Genomic DNA, 25994 nt, shown 5'->3' with positions numbered 1-25994 from the left:
CGTGCTTTTTCTTATATTAAAGCTTAGTAAGCTGTCCAGCCACCATCAACAGCAATTACTTGTCCGTTGACAAAACTCGCTTCATCTGAGCCAAGGAATATAGCAAGCTGGGCGATTTCTTCAGGTTGTCCCGCACGTGGGTTAATAGCTAAACCTAGTGCTTGGCGAGCTGCACCTGTTTGACTCACATTTGTCATTGTAGAAGCAATGTTAGTGATAACTGCACCTGGAGCGATACCATTGCAGCGAATATTTTTATCTGCATACATAAACGCTGTATTTTTTGTAAGACCAACAACAGCATGCTTAGAAGCAGTGTAGGCAGCCCCAGCACGTGCGCCATATAGACCGCCAGCTGAAATGTTGTTAACAAAGACACCATGTCCTTGAGCAAGGAAAATCTCTGTTGCCATACGCATCGAACGCATTACGGCAGTTGTATTTACCGCGAATACTTTGTCCCATCGTTCATCAGAAACTTCACCAACTGGCTCCATTCCATCCATAATACCAGCATTATTCACTAAAATATCTAATTTGCCATAAGCATTTTTTGTTTCATCAAATAAGCGCTGTAAATCTTCTGTGGATGCAACATTTGTTTGAATGGCGATTGCTGAGCCACCAGCAGCTTGGATACCTTCAACAACAGCTTGTGCACCTTCTAAATTTAAGTCAGAAACTACGACCTTTGCTCCTTCTTTTGCATAACCTTCTGCAATTGCTTTACCCATACCAGACGCTGCACCCGTTACGATGGCTACTTTATTTTCTAATCTCATCTCAAAAACCTCCTATAATTTACGTTCTCTCACCAGAGTTTGTTCCAGTGATATCGAGGGATATTATGTTAGATATTGAACATGTGTTCATTAAAATAATATAATGATTTTGTAAGCGATTTCAATGCGCAGAATACTAAGAACTGTTCAGTAATCAACACATATAAAAAAATCTGTTTAGTAAGGGGATAAAAAATTTGAGTACTAACGATTTAAGGGTTGTTAAAACGAAGCAAGCATTACATAATGCTTTACTAACTTTATTGAGTGAAAAGCCTTTAGAAAACATTACAATCGCAGAAATTTGTCGGGTGGCAAAGGTGAATAGAGGTACCTTCTACTTGCACTATGAGCAAAAGGAAGGACTTTTTGAGGAATATTTTCAGGAAATTATGGAGGATTTGAATAATTCCTATGAGGAACCGTACCGTGCAGTAACAACGTTAGATAAAAACCAAATAGATCCGAATACTATTCGAATTTTTCATCATATAGAGCGCTTTAAATTGTTCTATCGCATTGTTTTTTCCAAAAATGTGCCGCTGACATACTATTACATGTTATTTGATGGAATTTTCGCTCTGCTAAAAAGAGATATCACAATCCATAATAAAGTACATGATGAGATATCCATTGAGTATTATAGTGCGTATCAAGCAAATGCAATTATTGGCCTAATCATTCAATGGTATCGCCAAGATTTTGAGGACAGCGTAAGTACCTTGAATAAACAGCTTGCGTCTATTTTACGAATTGGTGAATAGTTTTAAAGGACTAATCGGCAAAGCGAGGGGGTGATTTCCGTTCCGACTGGACGCTTTCCTGGGGGCGTCCGATGAGCCGCTTCGCTTCGCTGGAGGGTCTCATCTGTGACGCTAATCCCCAAGGAGTCGTCCGGTCTCCACTCCAATCAACCGTTTACTAAATATGGATCTTCTAGCATGTCTCTTCCAATGACATAACCAAAAGTTAGCAATAGCGTCAGTACAAATGTTTACTGTGCGAAAGGGAAGCGATAGCAACAATATAAGAGGAGGTGGTGGCTCGACTCTCACCCACAGGAAAGCGATAGCCTAGAACGGAAATCAGCTTTATTTAAAGTACCGCATCTTAGCAGAGGTACCTTCACTGTTAAATGATTTTACTATAAAAGCGATGTACTAACTCGTCATTAGTACATCGCTTTTTTGATACTATTATTGAACAGTGGCAGGGGAAATGTGCTCACTTTCACTTTTTACTTTTGTTCTTCTTAAAGCAACGACCATAGCAGAAATGGCTAATGTTACAGCTATGATAATTCCTAACGAGCTACAATTACTCATTAAATTATCAGTGCTTCCACCAAAAATAATAGTGAAATACCCGTCTGCTCCGTAAGTAGCTGGAAGAAGTGCAGCTAGTTTATTGTAAAAATTTGATAGCATTGCTTGTGGAACGAGCGCACCTGAAGTAACAAGCTGTATAGAAAGAGCACAAATGTTAAAAATCATGCCCAAATTACCAAAAATTATGATAAAGGCTTGTGCCAAGCAGAGGAAAGCCCAAAATATTAATGCTTGAAAAAGATATACTGTTAAAAAGTTTACTTGACTTGAAATATTAAATAGGTGCATTAAGCCAATAGTTAATAGTGGAAGGGCGAAGGCTACACCAATATTAATGAGCTGTCTTGCTAGGAACAATTGCCATTTCGAAACTTTATCTTGCACAATTTGTGCTGCCTGCTGATGCTGCATAATCATCACCATTGCACCAACAAACGACGAAATAATAACCATCAATGGCACAAAATTCGCAGCAAACTCTTCAACATTATTCGTTTTAATAATAGTAGAACCTATCGTATGATCCTTTACACTCATAATCATTGTAGCAACGGCTTCGTTAATTTGCTGTGCTGTATTTTGTTCCATTGGCAATTGTGAGAACTTTTGAGAAAATGCTTCAATGGTTTTACCCTGCTGTATAGGATAAATTTTGTGGTTAATTTCCTCTGTTACTTGTTTGGCTACTCCGTCCATCATGTTTTTTGCGATACTTGCATTTGCTTGATTAATAGAGTATATAATTTCAGCTTCTTTACCTGCTTGTAATTGACTCGTGAAATCGCTTGGGATATGAATAATCATAAGGATATCACGTTGATTTAATGCTTGCTCAGCTTTGTTTAGAGAGGTGTAATTTTCTATTGTAAAAGGTAGTTTTCCTTTAATTTCATTTACTATTTGTTGCCCCATCTCCGTATCTTCGCTAATTAGTCCAATCTTTAAATTTCCTGTTCTGTCATTTACACCATCATAAGCAGTCATCCATACGGAAAAGAAAATTACCTGGAATGCAATTGTAATGACAATGCCAATATAAGTTTCTCGAATTTTAAATAAAGCTTGTAAACCTTTCATCATTTACCTCCTGAATATAAGTAAGTACTTACTTGCATTGAAAGGAAAAATTTTTTCTAGGGAGTTAATCCCCTAGAAAAAATTGAAACGCTCGTTTTTAACAATTCTTCAGCGGGCATATTAGAAACAATTGTTCCTAAGCGTGCCCGTGACATGAAATGACCAAAATTTACAGCTATAAAAGATAACGCTGCTGCTTCAAAATCAATCTCTCTAATTTTCCCTCTTTCATACATTTCCTGAAAATAATGAATTAGCTCATTTTTAATATGAAGAGGGATATTAGCAATCTCTTCATTAATTTCAGGAAACTGCATAGCTTCCTTAAAGCCAATCATTACAAAGTCTTTAATAGACATTAAAAAGTTAAAATGCTTTACAGAGAAATTTAGTAAATCCGTTTCCAAATCCCATGTAACATTTTTATTGATCTCTTGCTGTAAAAGAGGAAAATAGGAAAATTGCTCAATAATGGCCTTCAAAATTCCACGCTTGTTTCCAAAATGGCGAAAAATTGTTACTTCATTAACCCCAGCTAGTTCAGCAATTGCTTTAGTTGTTGCCGCAGTGTAGCCCTTCTCACTAACGAGTTGTAAAGCTGCATCTATGATTCGTTCTGCGGTACCTTTTGTTGACAATAGAATTCTTCCTTTCATGCAAGTAATTACTTACATGCTAGCATAGAGCAATTTCTAATGCAATAAAAATATTAACAGACAATGGAAATTAAATAATGATTGTGCAAAAGCATTGATACGCTTCCCTCTTTAGGTTGTCCCCAATTATATTTATTGCACTTCATAAATAACTCCTCCTAAGTTTGATATAAATAACTTATTACACATAACTTGAAATCAAAACTTTCCTATTTTATACAATAATATGGTCTGATATTAAATAACATGATTGGCGTTTTTTTATAACTTTATGATCTCTGTACATATTGGGTGACGAAAATAATTGCATAGTTAAAACCAATAATCACTCAAGATGAGTCAAGACACCAACATAGTGATACACTGCAAGTATGAAAAGTATTAATAACTTTTTATGGAAAAAATAGCATTGACAATTATATCGTCTGCTGATATATTTTGAATATATCGTCTGCTGATATATTGTTGGACGATATAAAAAGGGGGATTTGTATGACTCAAGAACATCCGCCATTAACAGAAGGCGTTTATTATATTTTGTTAGCTTTATTTGATGCAAGGCATGGTTACGGCATCATGCAACTAGTAGAGGAAATGAGTAATGGTCGTGTTCGGCTTGGAGCAGGGACGATTTATGGAGCAATTAAAACATTACTCGAGCGAGGATGGATTGAGGCGCTAGATGGTGATGGTCGAAAAAAGGAATATATCATTACTGAAAATGGAAAAAAAGTTATTAAATATGAAATTATGAGATTAAGGGAACTTTTTGACAATGGCATCCGTATAACAAAGGAGGATGGAACGAATGGATAAATATCGATTAGTCGTCAACCCATATGATATTGAGAAATGGGTCAATGATATGGCAAGCCAAGGTTGGCTTTTAAAAAAGTTCACTTGGATACGTTTTACTTTCGAACGCGGGGAGCCAGGTAGCTATATTTTTCGGCATGATGAATTGGAGCGATTTGGTGCCTCATATGAAGACGAATACTTAGATTTTCTAAAGTCCTCGGGAATTGAACAGGTAGATCGTTCGGGCAATTTCGTATTCTTTAGAAAGCCAGCAAATGATGGACCTTTTGAACTTTATTCTGATAAGAAAAATAAAATTAGTAAGCTGTCTCAAAAAATTTCCCTGCTACTATCACTCATCCTTCTTAATTTGATTATAGGTGTAATTGGTTTGAGTGGGATTTTTTCAGCACAGGCAATAGACTGGATTAAATTATCAATGAATATCACTAATATTCTTGTGGTCGTGTTATTTTCTATACCATTATTAAAACTTGTGCGTGTGCGCCATAAATTGAAGAAGGATTTGGATCTGTTTACAGATTAGTATAGGAGATAGTTAAAAAATCTGGTTGCTTATTTGCCAAGTTCGATAAAAAGCAGCCTCATAAGTATGGGATGAGCATTTGCTTCAAAATTATTTTCCGGGAAATCAGAAAAATTGAACAAAGAAAATGCTTCTATGACTACTATTAGGGCGTATATTTAACCAGGAGTTCGCATCAGTTTTATAAGAGTAATAGATTGGAGGTGGGACATTTTGAAAAAAAGAGTGTATCGTTTTTTTCTTGATTATGAAAAGGAAGAAGCATGGGTTAATGATATGGCGGAACAAGGTTGGCATCTAAAGTGTACAATGGTGGGATACTTTATTTTTGAAAAAGGGGAACCTGGTCAGTACATTTATCGCAATGAACTAATCAAAGGTAAAAGCCAGGACTACTTTGATTTTTTAGAGTCGATGAATATTGAGTTTGTTTCAAAATTTGGTGTATGGGCTTATTACCGAAAAAAGAAATCAGAAGGTCCATTTGAATTATTTTCAGATAGTTCTTCGAAAATAAAATATTTAAAATCAATAAGCCGTCTTTTTATAGCCGTAACATTTCTTAACCTATTAATTGGGTTTTTCAATCTTTATATTGGACTTGGTGAATCAACAGAAAGATTTTTAAATACGGGAGTATCGTTCTTAAATTTTGTAGTCGTAATGATTATGTGTATGCAAATTTTGAAGGTTGAAAGACGTAAAAAAGGACTACAACGAGAATTACATATATTTGAAGCGTAGGAGGAAAAAAGATGACATTACAATTAGAGCGTGTCACGAAGAAATACAAAGATTTCACAGCGGTCGACAACTTAAATTTCACCATTGAAAAAGGGGAGATTTTTGGGCTGATTGGACAAAACGGTGCCGGTAAAACAACAACGTTTCGTATGATTTTAGATTTACAGGAAACGACAGCCGGTACGATTACATGGGATGGCAAGCCAGTTAATGCTATAAACCGCGATGTACTTGGTTATTTACCAGAGGAACGAGGCATTTTTCCAACGATGAAGGTAGAGGATCAGCTTTACTTTTTTGGCGAGCTACGAGGCATGAAGAAGTCGCAGTTAAAGAAGGATATTGACTTTTGGATTAGCCGATTTGAACTCGAAGATAGACGGAAAGATAAGGCTGAAACTTTATCAAAAGGGAATCAGCAAAAAGTACAACTGATTGCTAGCTTTATTCATAAACCCCAGTTTTTAATTCTAGACGAACCATTTAGTGGACTTGATCCCGTGAATAAAGATTTACTAAAGGATGCCATATTGCTTTTAAAAGAACAAGGCACAACGATTTTGTTCTCTAGTCACCAAATGGATAATGTAGAGGAGCTATGCGATCATCTTTGTCTATTGAAACGTGGAGTATCTCTATTTTCAGGTAGTCTGCTAGATTTAAAGAAACAATACGGAAAAACAAGATTGGCAGTACGTACAGAGTGGTCGACAACTCAATTGTTGGCACTTGAAGGTGTCAAGGATGTTCGAGAGGAGAAAGAGCAAACAGTGCTCATTCTGGAGGATGAGAGCTATGCACAAAGCATTTTCGAACAGCTTTCAAATGGTAAATATATTGAAAAATTTAGTTTAGATTATTTATCGTTAGATGAGATCTTTAAAGATAAGGTAGGTGGCAACATTGTCGAAGTTTAATTTATTAGTGAAACAGCTGTACAAATCAAAATTAAAATCAAGATCCTTTGTTGTAATGACATGCATTTATTTACTGGTGATGTCTGTTGCAGTTTTCTGGTCGGATATTAAAGAGCTTTTTACGGGTGATGACCATACCCAACAAATTGCGATTGTCAATGAAACAACAGCCGATTTAAGCGGTCTCTTTGTTTCAGATGGCGATATGAAATTTATACAAAATGAGTCAAATATATCGGCGTTAGAGAAAAAGGTCAAGGACGAAAAGCTAGATGCAATCATTAAAATAACAGATCAAAATGGGCAACTACATGCTGAAATTGCCACTTTCACGCCGTTAAAATTAAATGATCAAGCTTCTTTAAATTCGATACTGCAACTTGCTGGCCAAAATTATACTGTACAACAGCTATCACTAACACCAGACCAAGCAGCGCAAATTATTGGTGCAAAAACGATTATCTCGAATAAAAACTTAAATGAAAAATCTGCTGACGGTAAAAGCGAAGAAGAAAAACAATCAGGATTATGGGTATCTTATGCAGTTGGTATTTTAATCTATTTCTTTATTTCTACATTCCTATCTATGATTACAACGGAAATTGCATCTGAAAAAGGTTCACGTGCAATGGAAATGCTACTAGTAAGTGTAAAGCCAGCTACCCATTTTAAGGCAAAAATTGCTGGTGTACTATTACTCGCATTAACACAGATGAGTATGATTGCAGTTGTCTTCCTAATCTATGCGAAATTTGCGAAGAATGGCTTTATTTGGGACATGGCAGCAAGCATTGTTAAAGAATTATCGATAAGTTACGTGATATATGCAATTCTATTCCTACTATTAACAATTATTCTTTATTTAATTGTTGGGGCATTATTCGGTTCTTTAGTATCTAAAGTTGAAGAAGCGGGTCAAGTATTAATGCCAGCCATGATGATTACATTAATAGGCTTCTATGTTATGATCTCGGGGATTAGCAACCCAGATACAATTTTCATTAAGGTCTTCTCTTATATTCCATTTACTTCAGGAATGATCATGCCGATGCGTATCGGGGCTACTGATATAGGAGTAATGGTACCACTTATATCGCTAGGTATTTTAATAGCGACAATTATTGTTGTTTATTTATTCAGTATTTCATTCTATAAACGCAGTGTTCTAACTTATAGTTCAGGTGGCGTTATTAAGAAAATTAAAACTGTGCTAAAAGTGACGACATGATGATGGAAGCAGCTACATTCACTGCAATTTTAAAGAAATAACATATATTTGAACTATACACCGAATAGTGGACACTTAAAAAAAAGTGCCCTATTCGGTTTTTTAAAATATAATTGAATGCTATAAAAAAGGTTCGTTAAATGAGTGCAAATAATTTCACCAATTAAACGTCGATATGCAGAAATTCTTCTTATTCCACTATGGTCAATATGTGAACAATATTTTGAAATATAGTATGTAATTTTTGGTATAATTACATATAACTATATATATTAAGGAGTGATTATATGAAAAAACTACTTATAGTAACAAGTTATTTAGTCATTTTTATATTAGGAGGATTAACCTTTACTTACCTCTCAACAACGGAAGCAGCAAGCAATATGAAAAAGATTAGCGTTTTTCAAGATACAATCAATTACTATGTAGATAAGGTTGGAAAAAAACCACAAGATGGTCAATCTGGCTTTATTTATGAAGGTACTACTTATGTTCCATTGCGTTTTATTGCTGAATCTTTAGGGAAAAAAGTGACATGGGATGGAAAATCAAAATCCGTTTATATTGGTGATGTTCCGAAATTCATCTCTTTAAAAGATGTAAAACCTATTGGGAGTGATGAAGACCACTTCTTCCATTACCCAAGCTCGATTGTTATTAGTACCGGAGAAAAGTTTGAACAATCCTATCAACTTGGTGGATATCATGGTGGAGGGGCTGTACAAGATCATACAGTTGAATACTTAGCTAATGGAAATTACAAAGGATTCGAAACGTATTTAGCACCAGTTAAAAAGTTAGCGGCGGGCTCTTTCGGCATAGGTTCTATGAAAATTTACGCAGATAATAAATTGATTTATGATAGTGGATCGATAAAAGACAAGGTAAAGGTTAATGTTAATTTAGACGGTGCTTCAAAAGTGAAGTTTGAAATTGAAGGCAGTGGTTTAGGTATATTAGATCCTAAATTTATTCAATAAATTAACAAAGTAAAATAGAAGAATCTGAAACCTTAAAGAAGTTTTTATAAGGGAGTTCCTTTATAAGATTAATCTTTTTTCAAAAACAGATTCTTCTTTTCTCGCAAATCAAGTTTTATCGGTTCATTTTAATCGAGCTTTGCAAAGCGACAAGGATTACAAAAGGAGCATTTCCTTTTTGTACAGCGTTTAACCTTTTCCAGGCTTCATTTTCAGTTAAAATCAAGGTGTCACCATAGGCAGATAATAAAATATAATCTCCGACATATTCTGGTAGATTAGAAGTGGGGATTTTTATTCTTAAAGGTAGGTGACTCCGAGTTGTAATGTTCGATACAAGCTATAACTACGATAGCCAGCATGAGGGCGGGAAAGCGAGTAGCCCGTAGCGGAAATATGAATTTTGGTAAATAAAATGGTTAATCTATACACTTGATATATGGAGTGACTGATATTTTGTAAGTCTTTACTAAAATGAAACTTTTTCAGTTTGGAATCGTATGTAATAAAAGAGATAAATCGCAGGGGGTAAAACTTTATGTCAGAATTCAACAACGACCTATTAAAATCAAAGGATCCATTCGCATCAGAAAATCCATTATTACAGCCTAATCCATTATTACAGGTAGAGCAAGAGCAAAAAAAACCAGTACTTGTTTCTGAACAAGAGCTATCACAAATCGCTCAAAACCAGCTTGCATTAAAGCAAGATCCTGAGGTCCATGCGTTAGCACAAAAAATTGATGTGAAAGATCAAATTGCCATGCTGGAGCTAGGAAAAGAAACAGCAAATGGTATTTCTACTTTTTCAGATAAAATGCTAGCAACGATGAAAACAAGTAAGCTTGAGGAATCAAGTGTATTATTAAATAATTTAAATAGAATTATGGATAAATTTGATCCTCAAGATTTCGCGGAGGATAAAAAAGGTGGCTTCCTTACTAAACTATTCAGTAAAGGAAAAGAACAATTAGAAAAGTTTCTATCCAAATATGACAGCATGAACAAGGAAGTGGATGTAATTTTCCATGAGGTTCAAAAATACGAAGGTGAAATGAAACGTAATACAATTGATCTTGAAAACCTATATGATCAAAACTTAGATTACTTCCAAACTTTAAGTAAATTTATTGCGGCAATTGAAGTGAAAACAGATGAAGTACGTTCATCATTACCAGCACTTGAACAAAAAGCACAAACTGGTGATCAAATAGCGGCAATGGAATATGAGACAATGCTACGTGCCGTTGATTTACTAGAACAGCGTCGTTATGACTTAGAAATGGCGCAGCAAGTTTCATTCCAATCTGCTCCACAAATTCGATTAATGCAGCAAGGCAATAACCATTTAATTGCTAAAATTAACTCTGCGTTTGTGACGACAATTCCTATATTCAAGCAAGGGCTTATTCATGCAGTGACGTTAAAGCGCCAAAAGCTTATTTCAGATTCAATGACTGAATTAGACCGTCGTACGAATGAAATGCTTGTACGTAATGCAGAAAATATTAGTAAAAATAGTGTTAATATCGCTCGTGCGGCTGGTAGCCCAAGCATTAAGATCGAAACAATTGAAACGACATGGCAAACAATTATGTCTGGTATTCAAGAAACGAAGCAAATTCAAGCAGAAACAGCTAAAAATCGTGAAGAAGGCCGTAAACGTATTGAACGTCTGCAACTTGAATATGAAAAACTGAAAAAAATGTAAAAGTAAAGCTTCTTGCATCTCTTTTCGCAAGAAGCTTTTTTGTATTGACAAAATAAAAATTAATACGATAATAAGACCAATGAAAAATATTTTTCAAATGTGAAGGAAGCGGAAAAATGTTAAACAAGGCTATGCCATTACACGAACAAATACGTGATGGAGTGAAGAAAAGTCGATGAACAAAATAAATCCAACAATATTATCGTGTGAAACGTTAAAAGATGGAACACTTGCTATTGATATGACAGAAACACTTATGCTGTTATCGCAAAGTCGCTATCAAGAATTGACACATATAGAAAAGCTATATAATGCTTTACCTAAAGATTTAGATGAAAAGCATCATGTTTTGAAGCAGGATCAAAAAAATTTAAAGAAACAAAATGTACAACTTGTAGATGATATGAAAAAAATGCAGAAGCAAAATGCGGTCTTGCAAAAAAAATTAATGGAATATAATTGTGTCGTAGAGGAGCTAAAGGAGATTCGTCGACAAAATACAGAGCTATTAATTGAACTAAGTAAACATACTGCCTTGTCTAAAGATTCACTGTCAGATCCGTTAAAATCTATGATTCGTGATATGAGAGAGCAGGGTGTTGGAATCAAAGAAATTCACATTCGCATTAAACGTCAAATAAATTCTGATATCAGCTATAGTATGGTGCGTAAATATATTTCTGAGCTTGAATCGGAAAATAAAGAGTAATGACAAGTTTTCATTTACAGTTTCCAATCAAAGTCCTATAATAAGTCTATTCTTTGAATGGTGTTGCGCAAAGTCGTATAGATTCAAAATAGAGTAGGAGAGTTAGAGGCAATGTCAAATGAGAAAAAAGGAGTTCTGGCAGCATTTTTCGCCTATGCTTTTTGGGGTGCATTTCCGCTTTATTGGAAAATGCTTGAGCATGTGCCGAGTTTGGAAATTTTATTATCGCGTGTCATTTGGTCCTTTGTCTTTACAGTACTAGCAGTAATAGTATTTGGAATGCGCAAGGAACTTCTCGCAGATTTAAAATATTTATGGTCTCACCAAAAGCAATTTTGGCAGCTTGCTGGAGCTTCATTTGTTATTTCGATGAACTGGTATTTATATATTTGGGCAGTTAACCATAACCACTTAATTGAAACGAGCTTAGGCTATTATATTAATCCTTTACTGTCAGTTATTTTAGGGGTGATTTTCTTTAAAGAAGCACTTAGTCGTGCGCAATGGGTGGCTACCGGAATTGCCTTTATTGCTGTAATTATTTTAACGATAAATTATGGATCAATCCCATGGGTAGCACTTCTTATTGCTATATCCTTCGCTATTTATGGTGTTCTGAAAAAGAAAATTAAGCTTGATGCGACAAGAGGTCTAGCCATTGAAACGTTATTTATTTTACCGTTTGCATTAGGCTACTATATTTATCTTTTTACAACGAATCAAGCATCATTTTTACATGTTGATGTGAAAACAGACATCCTCATGATTGTAAGTGGTATAGTGACAGCAGTACCGTTAATTTTATTTGCGAAAGGTGCACAAAATATTCCACTCTATTTATTAGGCTTTATTCAATACGTATCGCCAACGATTACGTTAGTTATAGGGATCGTACTTTATAAGGAACCGTTTAGTCAAATAGAGCTTTTGGCATTTAGCATTATTTGGGCAGCCTTACTACTGTTTTCAGGCTCGAAAATCATTGAAGTGAGAAGAGCCCATCATAAATCAGCATAAGTGAATATACTAATATTAGTAGTACGAGCCATGCCTTTGGTTTGTACTACTTTTTTGTGTTTTTTGAAAAATCTTGTCACCTCAATTTTTCACTATTTCTTACAAAATTTTTTTGTTGCCCCTAAGTTTAAAATCGTATCGAGCATAAGCACCTTTACTTTTTTACCAGCATATAGTAAGATAATGACAAATTAGATAACAATGATAATTATTGAGAGGTGCTTTTGATGAGTGCGGTAGGTTCTAAATAGGAACAACTTAAAGAAATAAATTTAATGACGTCAGGGGATTTATGTCAATATGTCACCCTTTATTTAGTCGTGGATTTATTTCGATACCTATGAAGATACCTACAATACTTTATAAAGCTTGTAATGCACTGACTAAACTTCATGTAGATGAAGTCTTTTTCACGATGCTTTTTACACATGCCTTGTAATGTAAAAGCTGTGGGATCCCCACAGCTTTTTTGTTTTTTAATTGAATATAAAGGTTCCATACTATTTGTTGAGGTGCCCCTACACAAAGAAGGATACTCTCCTTATCATAGTGAAACTTCACATAGTGCAGCACACCCAACATTTGATGTGGAGCCAATATTAAATCATTGATATCTAATGAGTAGGTATCTTCATGAATGATTATGGAAAAATCATAGTGAGGAGAAATTAACAATGAATCATACTACTTTTGAGAAGTTACAATACAATGAATTGAAGGAAATCGTTAAATCATACTGTGTCAGTGGATTAGGTAAACAGTTATTAGATAAATTAACGCCGAGCCCCAATTTGACAGTTGTTAAAAATCGTTTGAATGAAACGACTGAGGCACGAGCAATTTTAGATGCAGAAGGTCATGTCCCGTTTTTAGGGGTATCGAACATTGACAATACCATTAAAAAACTTGAAAAGGGGATTATTTTAGACCCTAGTGAATTAGTTAGCATTTCAGACTTTTTAAGAGGCTGTAGAAAAATTAAAAAATTTATGCTGGAAAAGGAATTTTTTGCGCCAGTTCTTGCATCCTATGCTAATTCGATGTCTGAATTTAAAAGTGTGGAAGAGGAGATTAACTTTGCGATTAAAGCAAATCGTGTTGATTCAGCTGCTAGTAGAGAGTTAAAGCGGATCCGTAATCATATCGAAACAACGGAGGAAAAAATTAAAGACCGCTTAACTAAATTTTTAAATAATAGTGCTAATAAAACATATATCCAGGAATTTTTTATTAGTAAAAAGGATGATCGATATACGATTCCGATTAAAGCTTCCTATAAAAATCATGTGCAAGGGACAATAGTAGAGGTTTCATCTAAAGGTGCAACGGTCTTTATGGAACCAAGTACAGTAGCTAAACTAAATGTGGAATTAGCCACTTTGAAGGCAGAGGAAGCGGTGGAGGAATATCAGATTTTGGCGACTTTATCTGGGCTACTGATGGAAAATATTCGTGAAATCAATATTAACATGGAATTAATTAGCCAATATGATATGGTGTTTGCCAAAGCCAAGTTTAGCAAGAATATTGGAGGAGTAGAACCAAGCTTAAATGATTATGGCTATATTAAGCTCGTTAATTGTAAGCATCCACTGTTAACAGGTAAGGCGGTACCACTTCATTTTGAAATTGGTAAAGGCTATCGTAGCTTAATCATTACAGGACCGAATGCTGGTGGTAAAACCGTTGTCCTAAAAACTATTGGCTTGTTAACATTGGCTACTATGTCAGGCTTCCATATTGTTGCCGATAAAGGTACTGAAATAGCCGTATTTGATCATATTTTTGTAGACATTGGTGATAATCAAAGTATTGAAAATGCACTTAGTACGTTTTCATCCCATATGAAAAATCTTTCAGATATTATGAGGGCATCCAATAATAATACGCTTTTGCTATTTGATGAAATAGGAAGCGGTACGGAACCAAATGAAGGAGCAGCTCTGGCGATTTCTATTTTAGAGGAGTTCTATCATATGGGCTGTATGACAGTGGCAACTACTCACTATGGAGAAATTAAGCGTTTCTCTGAAATGCATAGTGATTTTATGAATGCGGCAATGCGTTTTAATAGTGAAACATTAGAACCGTTATATAAATTAGTTATCGGAACATCTGGAGACAGTAATGCGCTATGGATTTCTAAGAAAATGAATATACGTGAAACCGTATTACAAAGAGCGAAGGGCTATATTGACAATAAGGATTACCTACTAGAGCGAGTAAATGATAGTAAAATCAGGAAGCCTAGGATTGAGCAAGAGAGAACAAAAGTACAGTATGAATTTAAAAAGGGCGACCGTGTGAAGCTGTTAGATCATGATGACGTTGGAATCGTTTATCTTGAAATGGATAATTTCTATAATGTTGTCGTGTTCTATGAGAGAGAATTCATAAAAGTGTATGTTAAGCGACTGGCATTAGAGCTACCGGCAACAGAATTATACCCAGAAGGCTATGATTTAGAGACATTGTTTGTGGATTATAAAGACCGAAAGCTTCAGCATGATATAGAGCGCGGTTCGAAAAAAGCACTTCGTAAGATTCAAAAGGAAATAAAGAGAGATAAATCGAGCTAAAATAAAAGGGATTGCACATTGTGCAATCCCTTTAATATCTATTGAACCGAATTAATTTGCGCTTTAATTGAAAAATAAGTTTCTTCAATTTTTTGTTTATAAGGGAGATCGATTAAATCTTGAGAATCCAAATAGGCCATTTTGGCAATTTCGTATGCAGTTGTTAACTCACCGAAATGCGCATAGCAAAGTGCTTTATAGGAAAAACACTCATTTAAGCCTAATATGTCAATTGGATGTAAGATGAATGGGGGAACGTTTGTAAAATGTTCAAATGCTTCTTTAGCTTCTTCATATTGACCTAGTAAATATAAGGATTTTCCTTTTTCTGCATAGTAAAGGTTTTTTTCGAGTATAAACGAACCGTCATGCTTAAGCGCACCAAAACGCTCTATTTCCTCTAGTGCCTGCTGATAATCGTGCGTGTAATTGTTATAATAATGCGCTCTTAATACGAAAATAAAAGCATCTACACTCACTTGTTCGACAAAAATCCGATACTGCTCAAGCTTCTTCAGCATATACTCTACTTGCTCAAAATCATTGTCAATCATGGCACAAAACGCCCCAATACGATACATATCATCTATATAAGAGTAAAATTGGTTTTTATGTGCATTGGTAATGGTCTCATTAATGAGCTGTTTACCTGCTTCAAGTTCGCCAATTGCTACCTGTAATACGCTAATATAATAAGCCATTTTCACAGTATCTCGCGAATCTAATTGGTAATTTTCCTGCTCAGCCTCTTCTTTCGCCTGTAAAATACAAGAAAAAGCCGTTTTGTAGTTTCGTCCTTCCGATAATATGCCCAACTGTAATATATAGGTTTCAAACCAATGACTTAGTAAATTAATTTCTTTAAACATTATGCGTGCCTGTTGAAGCGGTGATTCCCATGTCGTTAATCCCGCTTGATATTGTGCTGCAGCATATATGTAAAGTATGCGACCTGCTTCATAACTAAGTGGAAGCTCTTCTACATAAGGCTTAATCATCTCTACGATTTGCTGGACATTATTTATATCACCAGGATTTAATGGTGCAAACAAAATTTCTACCTGCTCTAAAAGTTGACGTAGCGAAGATGGGGTTACTTGTTCAAGTAATTCACTTGCTTTTACACCTAAACGTTCCGCTATATAATCAAGACTTTCCATCGAAGGCTTGGCCTTATCATTTTCAATTTGACTTAACATACCTTTTGTTAGACGATCACCAGCAAGTTCCTCTAACGTTAATTTTCGTTCCTTCCTTAATTTGCGAATTCTTGTGCCTAAAGAGTTCATTGCCTCGACTCCATTTTCATTATAAGTGAATAATACTATTTTGTTTAATTATATTAAACTTTTTCTTGCGTGAAAAGTGGGAGATGTGTTATATTTTGTTTAATTAAATTAAACTTTTTAACCTAATTAAAAATTTGGAGGGAATTTAGATGGATGAAGCGCAAAAATATAAAAAGGCGACGTATCATTTATGGACATTCACAATCAGTAAAATGATCTCGTTGTTAGGGTCACATGTATTGTCATTTGGAATAGGTTTATACATTTTGGCACTGACAGGGTCAGCGATGAGTTTTGCGACAACTATGATTTGTTCCATTTTGCCTCGAGCATTAGTCGCGCCTCTGGCAGGTTTTGTAGCTGATAATTATTCAAAGAAACGCACAATATTATTAGCGCAAGCAGGTACAATATTAACCGTTAGTGGATTACTACTCTATACAGAAATGGTCGGTTTGTCGGTTTATGCTATTTATATAGCAACAGTTTTTAATACAATATGTTCAGCCTTTTCAGGTGTAACATTTTCTTCCTCAATCGCTACACTAGTAAATCCAGAACGCCTACAGAAAGCAATGTCATTCAATCAAATGTCAGTGTCGTTAGCAGCAATTGGGGGGCCAGTAATCGGGGGAATGATGTATGGGTTTTTCTCCATGAAAGCATTTTTGCTTGTACATATGGTGGCCTATATGATTGCGTTTTGCTTAGAAGCAACAATGAATTTTACGCTCTATAGTACAAGAGAACAGACTGTAGAAAAGGAAAAAGTGTGGGCTGGGCTTGCTAGTGGCTTTCGTTATATTAAGCAACAAAAAGTTGTTAAAATAGTAATGTGGCTTTCATTATGGATTAATTTGTTTTTCTCTGCCATCGTTGTTGGGGGGACCTATATTATTATTGAATTACTAAAAGTAAAATCAACTCATTTTGGTTTTATAGAGGCTTCGGGTGCGCTTGGAATGCTTGTAGCTTCCCTAATTTTCGCTACACGGAAAGAGGTTAAGGCGCCACTCCGTTTTTCTAAAATCAGCTTATTGCTGTTGGCTAGCAGCTTAGGGCTAGCTGTTGTTCCATTAGTAACGGATTTATCGTATTTAACAATGGTTATCTTTTATATTGTCATCTACTTTATTTTCGCTATCTTTGAAATGGGGATTAACATGCCAATTGGGGTTTATATGCAAAGGTTAATTTCCGAAGAATACCGTGGGCGCGTATTGGGATTAATGGAAACAATGGCGATGTCAATGATGCCGATTGGTATGGTCGTTTACGGCATCTTGTACGATGCTTTCCCAGCAACGGTTATTTTACTTGTCACAAGTGTAATTATCGTGACGATCTCACTAGTTATGTTACGAACATCTGTCTTACAAGAAGCACATCCAGAGTTTTATGAACAAAAGATAGTAACTGAGACTGTAGCAAATTAATGTAACAGCGAAAAGCGCAGTTTTATCGGCGATTCGTAACTATTACCTATCTGCGAGATTATCAGTCGCAACATACAAAACCAGGCATTTCTTCGACGTGAAGTATGCCTGGTTTATCTTCATTCAACTACAAAATGTTTTATGTAGCGAAAGCAAAGCGACAGCTACAATTACGCCAAGTCGAAATTGGTTTACTGATCCTCAATCACAATATAAGTTGCTTTAATTGGTCCATGTACACCAACAATAAGAATCATTTCGATATCTGCCGAATTACTTGGACCTGTTATAAAGTTGATGCAGGAAGCAATTTGTTCGCCATTTCTAACTTTTTCGCTAATCCAACGAGCTGCTTGTGTCATTCTTGGAACGATAGTACTTTTAGGGATTAAAATAATAGAGTTCTCGGGTAAAAAGCTGACGGATCTACCTTTATCCTTACTACTAAAAAGTACTGCAGTTCCTGATTCTGCTAATGTTATTTCACTTATCGTTATGCCAATGTTAGCTTTTTCAGCCTGTCGAATATTTTCCTCTGGCCGCTCCGAATCCCATTCGTACAGCTGAATATTTTCTAGAGGCCATTGCTCGGTCATTAATGATGATAGCCCATAGTTTTGGAAACGCTCGTCTTTCCATGTTATAACAGACTGGCCTCCATAATTTTCAACTACTTTTTGTAAATCTGCAGGGAGATTAGCTGTATTTGTAATGACAATATCCGTATGAATATTTTTGCATTGTTCAACTAAAACCTCTACTAACTCATTTTTTGTCGCTTCTTTTAGGACGCGATCCTGAGGGTTATATTGCCATGAAGGTCGTACGATTTCTGTTTTTGGTGCACGTCCAAGCTGTTTCGCAATGTTTGCTAAAAATACATCTCTATTTTCAATAGTACCTGTCATTATTCAACGCCTCCTTTTTGGCGGTGTTTAAACCAGTCACGGAAATTATCTTTATTGGGAGCTGGAAAATCCCTAGCTTCCGTCCATGCTTTTAGTGGGCCTGGGCCATTTGAAATTTTCTGATCTTTTGTAAATGGGGACATTGCTGGTGAAGCTATTTTTGTCGCCATTTTATATAGGGTAGGGGAGGAAGCACCTAAACCAAAGGCCTTCATTAATAGCTTTTCTGATACAGGTGCTTTGCCTTCGTTTTCAACAATTACTTGGCGATGTCTATGAATAAGCTGATGTAAAGGTATTTTGACAGGACACGCATCTGTGCAGGCACCGCATAATGTAGAGGCGTATGGTAATTCTTTGAAATCCTCATAGCCGCCTAATAAAGGTGAAAGAACGACACCTACTGGCCCAGAATAGATAGAACCATAAGAATGCCCTCCAACATGTCTATAAACAGGACAAACGTTAACACATGCCGCACAGCGAATACATTGTAAAATAGGCTGGAATTCGCTGCCTAAAATATCAGAACGTCCATTATCGACGATTACCAAATGGAATTCCTCTGGTCCATCCGTGTCACCTTCATCTTTGATTCCTGTTAATGTTGTAATATAGCTTGTTAGCTTTTGTCCAACTGCGCTTCTTGTTAATAAGCTTACTAGCACTTCCATCTCTTCAAATGTAGGAACAATTCTTTCCATCCCCATTACTGTAATTTGCGTTTTCGGCAAGGCAGTTACTAGATCTGCGTTTCCTTCATTTGTCACGAGTGTAATCGAGCCACTCTCTGCAATAGCAAAGTTACAGCCTGTAATGCCAATGTCTGCTGTTAAATATTCATTCCTTAATTTTTCACGTACATAAAGAGCTAGTTCTTCTGGCTTTTCGGTCTTCTCATAGCCTTGTTTTTCTTTAAAAATATCACGAATCTGCTCCTTATTTTTATGCAAAGCTGGGGCAATGATATGAGATGGTGGCTCGTGATCATCTACTTGCAAAATGTACTCTCCAAGATCTGTTTCAATGACCGTACACCCAAGCTTTTCTAAAGCGGTGTTTAAATCAATTTCCTCCGTCACCATCGATTTTGATTTCACGATTTTAGCAGCATTTTTCTTTTTCGCGATATTTTGAATGTAGTCTGTCGCTTCTTTCGCTGTTTGCGCAAAGAAAACATGGCCACCTCTTTTAGAGACATTTTCACTTAGCTGATATAAGTAATAATCTAAGTTCGCCAGCACATGCTTTCGAATTTCTTCGCCGTGAGAGCGCCATTCCTCCCAATGTCCGAGCTCATCAGCTTGTTTTAGTCGACGTGTTTGTAAGCGCTCCTGTGCGCTTGACACAGCACCGCGCATAAAAGTATTTTCTAATTCTTTCGATACTCGATGATTAAAGCGATCATCACTTGTTTTCATAGCCATTTTTTTACCTCCCTCTTAGCGGCAATTTAATACTTCCGCAATATGCATGACTTTAATAGGCTTACCTTGTCGATTAATTCGACCACCAATATTGATTAAGCAACCAGCATCGGCTCCGATTAAAATGTCTGCCCCTGTTTCTTCAACATTTTGTACTTTTTCATTGACCATTTCTCCTGAAATATTGCCCATTTTTACTGAAAATGTTCCACCAAAGCCACAGCACCTATCTTTTCCAGGGAGTTCTACATACTGCAGGCCTTTAACTTGATTTAATAATTTAAACGGTGCATCTGTAACACCAAGCAGACGTGTCATATGACAGGAGGTATGATAAGTTGCCTTACCCTCTATATGTGCACCTACATCCTCGACTTTTAATACATCTACGATAAACTCTGTAAATTCATATGTTTTATCTGCCAATGCTTGCGCTTTCGGTTCCCAAACAGGATCTCCCTTAAACACTTCTGGATATTCCTTAAACATATAAGCGCAGGAACCAGAAGGGGAGACAACGTATTCGGCATGCTCGAAGGCCGTGATCATTTTTTTCATAGCATTTTTAGAGTCTTTTACATAGCCACTATTATAGGCAGGCTGCCCACAGCAAATCTGATTTTCAGGAAAGTCTAGGTCACAGCCGAGCCTTTCAAGAACTTCAACAACAGCTTTTCCTACATCACCTTGAAACATATCAACTAAACAAGTCGCAAAAAGTGTTACTTTCATGAGTATCGCTCCTTTTTGTCTCTATTCTCACTATTCAACAGGTCATCTGATGACTTAATTTTCATAATACTACAACTTATTAGATGAATGAAAGGTGTTTATTGTTAATTTTCAAAATATTCAAAGGCTGCCTATAATACAAACTAGGCAGCTGCTGTTATTTCATAGATTCAGTTGTTTCGAAATATTGCATTAAGACCTTTTCCACATTACTTAAATGTGAAGCCATAGCATGTTTTGCGAGCTCTTCATTTTGCTGTTTAATTGCGAGGAAAATTTGCATATGTTCATCATACAACTTTTCGCTTGTAATTTTTTTAGAGTACAACCAAATTCGACGTGTCTCTTTCATCGTTTCGATCATTAAACCTGAAACCTGGTCTAATAAAGTTGTAAGCAGGGGGTTATGAGATGCTGCAGAAATGGCCGCGTGAAATTGAAAGTCCACTTTTTCTCCTAATTCTCCATCTCCTTGAACCCGTTTCATCTCATCTAAAATTTGCAGCATTGACTGTATGTCTTCTTCAGTTCGATGAATGGCCGCGCTAGCAGCAGCGCCTACTTCGATAATTTTACGTACTTCTAACAAATGTGAGATATCTTGCTTATTAGTTAAAATGGCAGTTGATAAGGGAAAATCGAGCTGATTGGATTGATTACTTTTAACGAATGTACCTGAGCCTTGTTTAATTTCAATTAGCCCCATTGCTTTTAAAGCGGAAAGAGCTTCTCGGATAGCAGATCTGCTTACTTGTAGTTGTTCAGCAAGTTGTTCTACTGAGTCAAGTCGGTCACCCGGTTTCAGTTCGCCAGCTCTAATTTTTTCATAAAGGATTTCAGATACTTCCTCATATATTTTTTTCGGTTTAATTTTTCTTAACTCCAAGACTACACCTCATTATCAATTGCTCTATTGTTTTTTATTATACATGAAGAAAAGTAATTTACTCACAATTAAAAATACTTTATGTAAATTAAAAGGGTACTTTAACTTTGAAATAAGCGGCAGGTAACGGCTTAACAACAGGTATTCATTTCTCGCAAAGAATTGTTGCTAGCGTCTTTTGGAAATGCTAAGAATTACATAACTTGTAATGCAGAATAATGGTGAATTTTGTTGACAGATAATATAAGGGGAGCGCATAATGCAAAAGTACATGAACAAATACACGTTGATGTAATAAGGTCTGAAAAAAATTTGTATGATAATATGATGGAACTTCATTTTTTCAACATCTTTTCGCCATGAAACGTTCACAAACAGGAATGGCGCAATTTACAGTGATTTTTGGTACGATGGAAACAGTAACTGTAAGGAGAGAGTGAGAAAATATGGAAACTGATATTAACTTATTTTTAGCATTAGGTGCAGGGTTTTTAAGCTTCATTTCACCATGTACCCTCCCGCTATATCCAGCATTTTTATCATACATAACAGGTATGTCATTAGATGAGCTAAAATCGGAACGAGGTATGATGCAAAAGCGTGCAATTTTGCATACACTCTTCTTTTTATTAGGATTTTCAATTATCTTCATTATGATTGGACTAGGAACATCATTAGCAGCAGAGTTCTTCCTTAATTATCAAACATTATTACGACAGGTTGGTGCCATCTTAATCGTTGTATTTGGTTTAATGATTGTGGGATTACTACAAATTGACTTTTTAATGAAGGACCGAAAATTCCAATTTAAACACCGACCATCTGGTTATTTTGGATCTGTATTAATCGGAATAGCCTTTGCGGCTGGTTGGACGCCGTGCACAGGTCCAATTTTAGCATCGATTATTTCATTAGCTAGTGCAAATCCAAGTGCAGGCTTTAGCTATATGTTAGCTTATTATTTAGGCTTTGCGGTTCCATTCTTTGTGTTATCTTTCTTTATAGCACGTATGACTTGGATTCGTACACACAGCCAAAAAATTGTGAAAATCGGCGGTTATATTATGATTGTCGTTGGTGTATTGTTATTCTTTGACGGATTAACGTATTTAACACGCATTTTACAGCCTATTTTTGGTGGATTTACAGGCTTCTAATCTGCTAAACTAAATGGGCATACCGTACTTTAACTTAGAGGGAGATGAACATGTGCCTACAGTTTTAGTAGTGGATGATACGCTCTTTATGCGTGTTGCAATAAGTAATATGTTTACTGAATGGGGTTATGAGGTAGTCGGTAAGGCGGCAAATGGTAAAGAAGCTGTAGAGATGTATCGTGAGTTACAACCAGATCTTGTAACGATGGATGTAACAATGCCCGTTATGACAGGTATCGCAGCAGTAAAAGAAATCATCCCCGAATTTCCAGATGCAAAAATAATTATGATTACAGCTTTAGGACAACAGAAGTTAATCGTGGAAGCGATTGAAAGTGGTGCAAAGGATTTTATAACAAAGCCTTTCGAACCAGAAAGACTAAAAGCTGTAGTTGATCAATTACTTGGACAAAATTGTTAATGACATTAGAGGAGGAATTTTTATGTTTAGCAATATCCCTTCTCAATATTATGTAATAGGTTCAACCATAATGGCCATTTTTATGGGTACCTTTGTCATGGTTTTACGTATGCGAGCATCTAAGAAACCGACAAATGAGAAGAAAATTATCATTCCACCTATTGCAATGTCTTCAGGTGCGATCATGTTTTTATTTGAACAATTTCGAGTACCACCCATGCAAATCCTTGAATCGGCAGCAGTCGGCGTGGTGTTCTCAACAATCTTAATCGCCACTTCTAAATTTGAAGTAAAAGGTCAAGATATTTATTTAAAACGTTCAAAAGCATTCGCTTTTATATTAATCGGACTGTTAGTGTTCCGTATAATTGCAAAAATGATATTAAGTAGCTCCATTGACGTTGGAGAATTAGCAGGAATGTTTTGGATTTTAGCGTTCGCTATGTTACTCCCTTGGCGAATCGCAATGCTGATTCAATTTATAAAAATCAAAAAAACAATTCCGCTGAAGAATATTTAAATGGAAAAACTACACTAGGGATTATCTAGTGTAGTTTTTTTATTGAACGCATTTTGGATGATGGGTAGAGCAGTTTGAGCGACGGAAAGAGCTGCCTTGAGCGACGAATAGACACCCCTGTACTGGTGGATACGATCCAGGAAAAACTTATTGAAAAAAATATGACGAAACTTATTTAAGGGCAGTAAAAACGCTGCACAAATCAGTGTGCAGCGTACCATCAATCAAATAAATGTTCATATGGAGCAATGTCAATTTGCATTTCATCTAACTTTTTGCGTAAAAATTTATGGTCGCGCTTTGGTGTTGCTTGGATATAGCCACGAATAATCAAATCATGGTTAATGGCAGGTGCTTTTTCTTCTAAAGCAAGCTCGCCAATTTTTCCTGCTATTTTTTCCTTAGCTACTTGTCTAAATAGCTCGGGTACAGGGCTTACAAGTTCATATAAAAGTTCTTTCTCAGGTTGTCCCCATAAATGAATGGTTTTATCTAAAAAATACTCTTGCCAATCTAAATCAGATTTACCGTCCTGCTTCGGTAATGCCTTTAAAAATTTGCGGAACATAAAAAATCCGCCAATCGCCATAAACGAAATGAGTACAACTACCCAAAATAGGATAAACCATAAAAACCAACCACTTAACAAATCGTTCACCTCTTTGTCTTCTCTCACTCTATTATAAAAGCTTACATATAAAATTTCATCCTAAATGTCCCTTTTTTAGCAATAAGTCTGTATATATTGTGAAAGAAAGGAGGTGACCCTCATGGTAAAAGTCAATTTCGTAGATGCTACACTACGCTTGAAGTATGTCGCTGGATATAATGCACAGAATGAGCCCATGTTCACAACAAAAACATACCGCAATTTAAACAGCTCGCATAAGGCAGAGGATTTAGTAGAAGTAGCATATGCCATTGCAAGTCTATCTTCACACGCACTAGACAGCATTGTAAAACAAGAAACAACAGATTTATCCTAAGGGGGGAAAGCTATGACACAAGTTTTAGAGCTGCAATTTGAAACAGCAGCAGGTAAAACGACAACGGTTGCGATTGATGCACCGAAGCCAAAGGTAACAGCGGAAGAAATACGACAGGTAATGCAAACAATCATTGCTAAAAATGTTTTTGATGGACAAGCTAGCGCTCTAGTTGCGATGAGTGGGGCTCGCATCGTAGATCGACAAGTAACAGAGTTTGAGTTAGGGATAGAATAGTCATGAAATGGTCTTTGCGGAATTTTTTCGCAAGGGCCATTTTCAGCAATAGTATTTGTAATAAGCTTAGTGAAGGAGGGGCCAACATGGAACAGTGGTTTAACATGATATCGGATATCGGTTTTCCTATCTTAGTGTCGTTTTATTTACTGCACCGAGTAGAAGTTAAATTAGATGCAATACATGATGCACTTGTTTCCTTAAAGTGAAATCGATTTCACAAAGATGTACGAAAGCTGTCACTTGAGTATCCTTGTCAATATTTACATCCTACGATAGGATGAGGGTAGTGTAGGTAGGGAGAGTGTTAAAGATGAGAAATAAAATAAATGGGCTTGTTTTACTTTTTGCATTAGCAGTAGTGCTCAGTGCATGTGGAAATACAAAATTTAAAGCAGATTATAGCTTGGAATTACCAGATTTTGAACATGTCAATCAACGCGGCGAAAAAGTTTCTTTAGAGAGTTTAAAAGGAAAACCGTGGATTGGTATGTATATTTTCACGAATTGTACTTCAATTTGCCCACCAATGTCCTTTAATATGACGCAAGTTCAAGAAAAGCTGAAGAAAAAAGGTGTGGAAGATTATAATATTGTTGCGTTTTCAGTTGATCCTGACGTTGATAAACCAGAAGTATTAGCTGATTATTTGAAAAGATATAATGTTCCAGATGAATCAAAATGGAATCTACTTACTGGTTATTCGCAAAAGTATATCGAGCAGTTCGCTGTGAAATCGACTAAAATAATCGTCAAAGATGATCCTAACAGCGATCAAGTGATTCATGGAAATCAATTTTTCTTAGTCGATAAAGATGGCAAAATCGTAAAAATGTATTCTGGATACGCAAAGAATGCCGAGGATGTCCCTATTGACACAATTGCATCAGATATAGAAACATATATTGATGAAAATTTATAA

At 36.0% G+C, this 25994-nt stretch carries 28 protein-coding genes and 1 pseudogene; 19 read left to right on the top strand and 10 right to left on the bottom strand.

The annotated features are described in order from the left end of the window. Positions 1-23: 23 nt before the first annotated feature. Positions 24-782 carry an SDR family oxidoreductase gene (locus ACZ11_RS12125; RefSeq protein ID WP_049666393.1) on the bottom strand — a complete coding sequence of 253 codons (759 nt, stop codon included), beginning with the start codon at positions 780-782 and terminating at the stop codon, positions 24-26. Positions 783-979: 197 nt separating this feature from the next. Between ACZ11_RS12125 and ACZ11_RS12120 the strand changes: the two genes are divergently transcribed. Continuing rightward, a complete protein-coding gene (locus ACZ11_RS12120; protein WP_049666391.1) occupies positions 980-1546 on the top strand; it encodes a TetR/AcrR family transcriptional regulator in 567 nt (188 codons plus the stop codon). A gap of 432 nt (positions 1547-1978) precedes the next feature. Here the strand turns inward: ACZ11_RS12120 and ACZ11_RS12115 are convergent, their stop codons facing one another. The 3 genes and pseudogenes from ACZ11_RS12115 to ACZ11_RS27605 form a co-directional block, all read right to left on the bottom strand. Next, a complete protein-coding gene (locus ACZ11_RS12115) occupies positions 1979-3187 on the bottom strand; it encodes a YhgE/Pip domain-containing protein (RefSeq protein ID WP_049666390.1) in 1209 nt (402 codons plus the stop codon). Positions 3188-3243: 56 nt separating this feature from the next. Beyond that, positions 3244-3825 (bottom strand): TetR/AcrR family transcriptional regulator, encoded by a 582-nt coding sequence (locus ACZ11_RS12110; RefSeq protein ID WP_049666388.1) that lies wholly within the window; start codon positions 3823-3825, stop codon positions 3244-3246. Between the two features lie 110 nt (positions 3826-3935). Further along, a pseudogene (locus ACZ11_RS27605) lies at positions 3936-3989 on the bottom strand (tetracycline resistance efflux system leader peptide); the annotation flags it as partial. A 346-nt stretch (positions 3990-4335) separates the two neighbouring features. On the opposite strand from ACZ11_RS27605, the gene ACZ11_RS12105 reads away from it, so the two are divergent. The 10 genes from ACZ11_RS12105 to ACZ11_RS12055 all read left to right on the top strand — a co-directional run bounded on the left by ACZ11_RS12105 (position 4336) and on the right by ACZ11_RS12055 (position 15073). Further along, positions 4336-4659 (top strand): PadR family transcriptional regulator, encoded by a 324-nt coding sequence (locus ACZ11_RS12105; RefSeq protein ID WP_049666386.1) that lies wholly within the window; start codon positions 4336-4338, stop codon positions 4657-4659. After that, the gene (locus tag ACZ11_RS12100) at positions 4652-5188 is read left to right on the top strand and encodes a DUF2812 domain-containing protein (RefSeq protein ID WP_049666385.1); all 537 of its coding nucleotides are present in this window, start codon (positions 4652-4654) and stop codon (positions 5186-5188) included. Before ACZ11_RS12105 ends, ACZ11_RS12100 begins: the two co-directional genes overlap by 8 nt. Positions 5189-5401: 213 nt before the next feature. Beyond that, positions 5402-5932, top strand: coding sequence for a DUF2812 domain-containing protein (locus tag ACZ11_RS12095; RefSeq protein WP_049666383.1), 531 nt, complete (start codon positions 5402-5404; stop codon positions 5930-5932). Between the two features lie 11 nt (positions 5933-5943). Next, positions 5944-6849, top strand: a complete 906-nt coding sequence (locus tag ACZ11_RS12090; RefSeq protein WP_049666382.1) for an ABC transporter ATP-binding protein — start codon at positions 5944-5946, stop codon at positions 6847-6849. After that, entirely contained in the window at positions 6836-8077 is a 1242-nt protein-coding gene (locus ACZ11_RS12085; RefSeq protein WP_049666380.1) for an ABC transporter permease, read from the top strand. Before ACZ11_RS12090 ends, ACZ11_RS12085 begins: the two co-directional genes overlap by 14 nt. 287 nt (positions 8078-8364) lie before the next feature. Next, complete coding sequence (locus ACZ11_RS12080; RefSeq protein WP_049666379.1) at positions 8365-9057, top strand: stalk domain-containing protein; 693 nt, start codon at positions 8365-8367, stop codon at positions 9055-9057. Between the two features lie 538 nt (positions 9058-9595). Beyond that, on the top strand, positions 9596-10768 hold the full coding sequence (locus tag ACZ11_RS12075) for a toxic anion resistance protein (RefSeq protein ID WP_049666377.1): 1173 nt from the start codon (positions 9596-9598) through the stop codon (positions 10766-10768). Positions 10769-10943: 175 nt separating this feature from the next. Further along, a complete protein-coding gene (locus ACZ11_RS12070) occupies positions 10944-11477 on the top strand; it encodes a hypothetical protein (RefSeq protein ID WP_049666376.1) in 534 nt (177 codons plus the stop codon). Positions 11478-11588: 111 nt separating this feature from the next. Further along, positions 11589-12494: an EamA family transporter RarD gene (gene rarD, locus ACZ11_RS12065; RefSeq protein ID WP_049666373.1), complete on the top strand. Its 906-nt coding sequence runs from the start codon at positions 11589-11591 to the stop codon at positions 12492-12494. Positions 12495-13168: 674 nt separating this feature from the next. Further along, positions 13169-15073, top strand: coding sequence for an endonuclease MutS2 (locus ACZ11_RS12055; protein WP_049666368.1), 1905 nt, complete (start codon positions 13169-13171; stop codon positions 15071-15073). A 38-nt stretch (positions 15074-15111) separates the two neighbouring features. Here ACZ11_RS12055 and ACZ11_RS12050 read toward each other — a convergent pair whose 3' ends face one another. Further along, positions 15112-16362, bottom strand: a complete 1251-nt coding sequence (locus tag ACZ11_RS12050; RefSeq protein WP_049666367.1) for a helix-turn-helix domain-containing protein — start codon at positions 16360-16362, stop codon at positions 15112-15114. A gap of 149 nt (positions 16363-16511) precedes the next feature. Here ACZ11_RS12050 and ACZ11_RS12045 point away from each other — a divergent pair, with 149 nt between their 5' ends. Beyond that, the gene (locus tag ACZ11_RS12045; protein WP_049666365.1) at positions 16512-17798 is read left to right on the top strand and encodes an MFS transporter; all 1287 of its coding nucleotides are present in this window, start codon (positions 16512-16514) and stop codon (positions 17796-17798) included. Positions 17799-17989: 191 nt separating this feature from the next. Here ACZ11_RS12045 and ACZ11_RS12040 read toward each other — a convergent pair whose 3' ends face one another. From ACZ11_RS12040 to ACZ11_RS12025, 4 genes are all read right to left on the bottom strand, one after another. Beyond that, positions 17990-18706 carry a LutC/YkgG family protein gene (locus ACZ11_RS12040; protein ID WP_049666363.1) on the bottom strand — a complete coding sequence of 239 codons (717 nt, stop codon included), beginning with the start codon at positions 18704-18706 and terminating at the stop codon, positions 17990-17992. Further along, a complete protein-coding gene (locus ACZ11_RS12035; RefSeq protein WP_049666361.1) occupies positions 18706-20133 on the bottom strand; it encodes a LutB/LldF family L-lactate oxidation iron-sulfur protein in 1428 nt (475 codons plus the stop codon). The genes ACZ11_RS12040 and ACZ11_RS12035 overlap by 1 nt, the downstream gene beginning before the upstream one ends. 15 nt (positions 20134-20148) lie before the next feature. Next, a complete protein-coding gene (locus tag ACZ11_RS12030; RefSeq protein ID WP_049666359.1) occupies positions 20149-20865 on the bottom strand; it encodes a (Fe-S)-binding protein in 717 nt (238 codons plus the stop codon). 157 nt (positions 20866-21022) lie between these two features. Beyond that, positions 21023-21751, bottom strand: coding sequence for a FadR/GntR family transcriptional regulator (locus ACZ11_RS12025; protein WP_049666357.1), 729 nt, complete (start codon positions 21749-21751; stop codon positions 21023-21025). 446 nt (positions 21752-22197) lie between these two features. Between ACZ11_RS12025 and ACZ11_RS12020 the strand changes: the two genes are divergently transcribed. From ACZ11_RS12020 to ACZ11_RS12010, 3 genes are read left to right on the top strand one after another with little or no spacing between them, the layout of a single operon-like run. Further along, positions 22198-22908, top strand: a complete 711-nt coding sequence (locus ACZ11_RS12020; protein WP_049666356.1) for a cytochrome c biogenesis CcdA family protein — start codon at positions 22198-22200, stop codon at positions 22906-22908. A 52-nt stretch (positions 22909-22960) separates the two neighbouring features. After that, positions 22961-23329, top strand: a complete 369-nt coding sequence (locus ACZ11_RS12015; protein ID WP_276525230.1) for a response regulator — start codon at positions 22961-22963, stop codon at positions 23327-23329. A gap of 22 nt (positions 23330-23351) precedes the next feature. After that, positions 23352-23849: a CcdC family protein gene (locus tag ACZ11_RS12010; RefSeq protein WP_049666353.1), complete on the top strand. Its 498-nt coding sequence runs from the start codon at positions 23352-23354 to the stop codon at positions 23847-23849. Between the two features lie 220 nt (positions 23850-24069). On the opposite strand, the gene ACZ11_RS12005 is transcribed toward ACZ11_RS12010, so the two are convergent. Continuing rightward, positions 24070-24498: a DUF2621 domain-containing protein gene (locus ACZ11_RS12005; RefSeq protein WP_049666351.1), complete on the bottom strand. Its 429-nt coding sequence runs from the start codon at positions 24496-24498 to the stop codon at positions 24070-24072. Positions 24499-24619: 121 nt separating this feature from the next. Between ACZ11_RS12005 and ACZ11_RS12000 the strand changes: the two genes are divergently transcribed. The 4 genes from ACZ11_RS12000 to ACZ11_RS11990 all read left to right on the top strand — a co-directional run bounded on the left by ACZ11_RS12000 (position 24620) and on the right by ACZ11_RS11990 (position 25994). Then, on the top strand, positions 24620-24835 hold the full coding sequence (locus tag ACZ11_RS12000) for a DUF1659 domain-containing protein (RefSeq protein WP_049666349.1): 216 nt from the start codon (positions 24620-24622) through the stop codon (positions 24833-24835). Positions 24836-24847: 12 nt separating this feature from the next. Then, positions 24848-25072 (top strand): DUF2922 domain-containing protein, encoded by a 225-nt coding sequence (locus ACZ11_RS11995; protein ID WP_049666347.1) that lies wholly within the window; start codon positions 24848-24850, stop codon positions 25070-25072. Positions 25073-25158: 86 nt separating this feature from the next. Further along, positions 25159-25281: a YvrJ family protein gene (locus ACZ11_RS25225; RefSeq protein WP_082172762.1), complete on the top strand. Its 123-nt coding sequence runs from the start codon at positions 25159-25161 to the stop codon at positions 25279-25281. Between the two features lie 104 nt (positions 25282-25385). After that, complete coding sequence (locus ACZ11_RS11990; RefSeq protein ID WP_049666345.1) at positions 25386-25994, top strand: SCO family protein; 609 nt, start codon at positions 25386-25388, stop codon at positions 25992-25994.

This window comes from Lysinibacillus xylanilyticus, assembly GCF_001183605.1.
Taxonomy (GTDB): domain Bacteria; phylum Bacillota; class Bacilli; order Bacillales_A; family Planococcaceae; genus Lysinibacillus; species Lysinibacillus xylanilyticus.
The sequence above is the reverse complement of the archived record's forward strand: the minus strand, read 5'-3'. Positions and strand labels throughout refer to the sequence as shown.

What these genes read in the sequence shown, in the direction of transcription:
- ACZ11_RS25225 (WP_082172762.1), top strand. Translation starts at nt 25,159, where the DNA reads ATGGAACAGTGGTTTAACATGATATCGGATATCGGTTTTCCTATCTTA.
- ACZ11_RS12080 (WP_049666379.1), top strand. Translation starts at nt 8,365, where the DNA reads ATGAAAAAACTACTTATAGTAACAAGTTATTTAGTCATTTTTATATTA.
- ACZ11_RS12100 (WP_049666385.1), top strand. Translation starts at nt 4,652, where the DNA reads ATGGATAAATATCGATTAGTCGTCAACCCATATGATATTGAGAAATGG.
- ACZ11_RS11995 (WP_049666347.1), top strand. Translation starts at nt 24,848, where the DNA reads ATGACACAAGTTTTAGAGCTGCAATTTGAAACAGCAGCAGGTAAAACG.
- rarD (WP_049666373.1), top strand. Translation starts at nt 11,589, where the DNA reads ATGTCAAATGAGAAAAAAGGAGTTCTGGCAGCATTTTTCGCCTATGCT.
- ACZ11_RS12125 (WP_049666393.1), bottom strand. Translation starts at nt 782, where the DNA reads ATGAGATTAGAAAATAAAGTAGCCATCGTAACGGGTGCAGCGTCTGGT.
- ACZ11_RS12115 (WP_049666390.1), bottom strand. Translation starts at nt 3,187, where the DNA reads ATGAAAGGTTTACAAGCTTTATTTAAAATTCGAGAAACTTATATTGGC.
- ACZ11_RS12010 (WP_049666353.1), top strand. Translation starts at nt 23,352, where the DNA reads ATGTTTAGCAATATCCCTTCTCAATATTATGTAATAGGTTCAACCATA.
- ACZ11_RS12090 (WP_049666382.1), top strand. Translation starts at nt 5,944, where the DNA reads ATGACATTACAATTAGAGCGTGTCACGAAGAAATACAAAGATTTCACA.
- ACZ11_RS12040 (WP_049666363.1), bottom strand. Translation starts at nt 18,706, where the DNA reads ATGACAGGTACTATTGAAAATAGAGATGTATTTTTAGCAAACATTGCG.
- ACZ11_RS12020 (WP_049666356.1), top strand. Translation starts at nt 22,198, where the DNA reads ATGGAAACTGATATTAACTTATTTTTAGCATTAGGTGCAGGGTTTTTA.
- ACZ11_RS11990 (WP_049666345.1), top strand. Translation starts at nt 25,386, where the DNA reads ATGAGAAATAAAATAAATGGGCTTGTTTTACTTTTTGCATTAGCAGTA.
- ACZ11_RS12055 (WP_049666368.1), top strand. Translation starts at nt 13,169, where the DNA reads ATGAATCATACTACTTTTGAGAAGTTACAATACAATGAATTGAAGGAA.
- ACZ11_RS12030 (WP_049666359.1), bottom strand. Translation starts at nt 20,865, where the DNA reads ATGAAAGTAACACTTTTTGCGACTTGTTTAGTTGATATGTTTCAAGGT.
- ACZ11_RS12045 (WP_049666365.1), top strand. Translation starts at nt 16,512, where the DNA reads ATGGATGAAGCGCAAAAATATAAAAAGGCGACGTATCATTTATGGACA.
- ACZ11_RS12035 (WP_049666361.1), bottom strand. Translation starts at nt 20,133, where the DNA reads ATGGCTATGAAAACAAGTGATGATCGCTTTAATCATCGAGTATCGAAA.
- ACZ11_RS12070 (WP_049666376.1), top strand. Translation starts at nt 10,944, where the DNA reads ATGAACAAAATAAATCCAACAATATTATCGTGTGAAACGTTAAAAGAT.
- ACZ11_RS12000 (WP_049666349.1), top strand. Translation starts at nt 24,620, where the DNA reads ATGGTAAAAGTCAATTTCGTAGATGCTACACTACGCTTGAAGTATGTC.
- ACZ11_RS12105 (WP_049666386.1), top strand. Translation starts at nt 4,336, where the DNA reads ATGACTCAAGAACATCCGCCATTAACAGAAGGCGTTTATTATATTTTG.
- ACZ11_RS12075 (WP_049666377.1), top strand. Translation starts at nt 9,596, where the DNA reads ATGTCAGAATTCAACAACGACCTATTAAAATCAAAGGATCCATTCGCA.
- ACZ11_RS12050 (WP_049666367.1), bottom strand. Translation starts at nt 16,362, where the DNA reads ATGAACTCTTTAGGCACAAGAATTCGCAAATTAAGGAAGGAACGAAAA.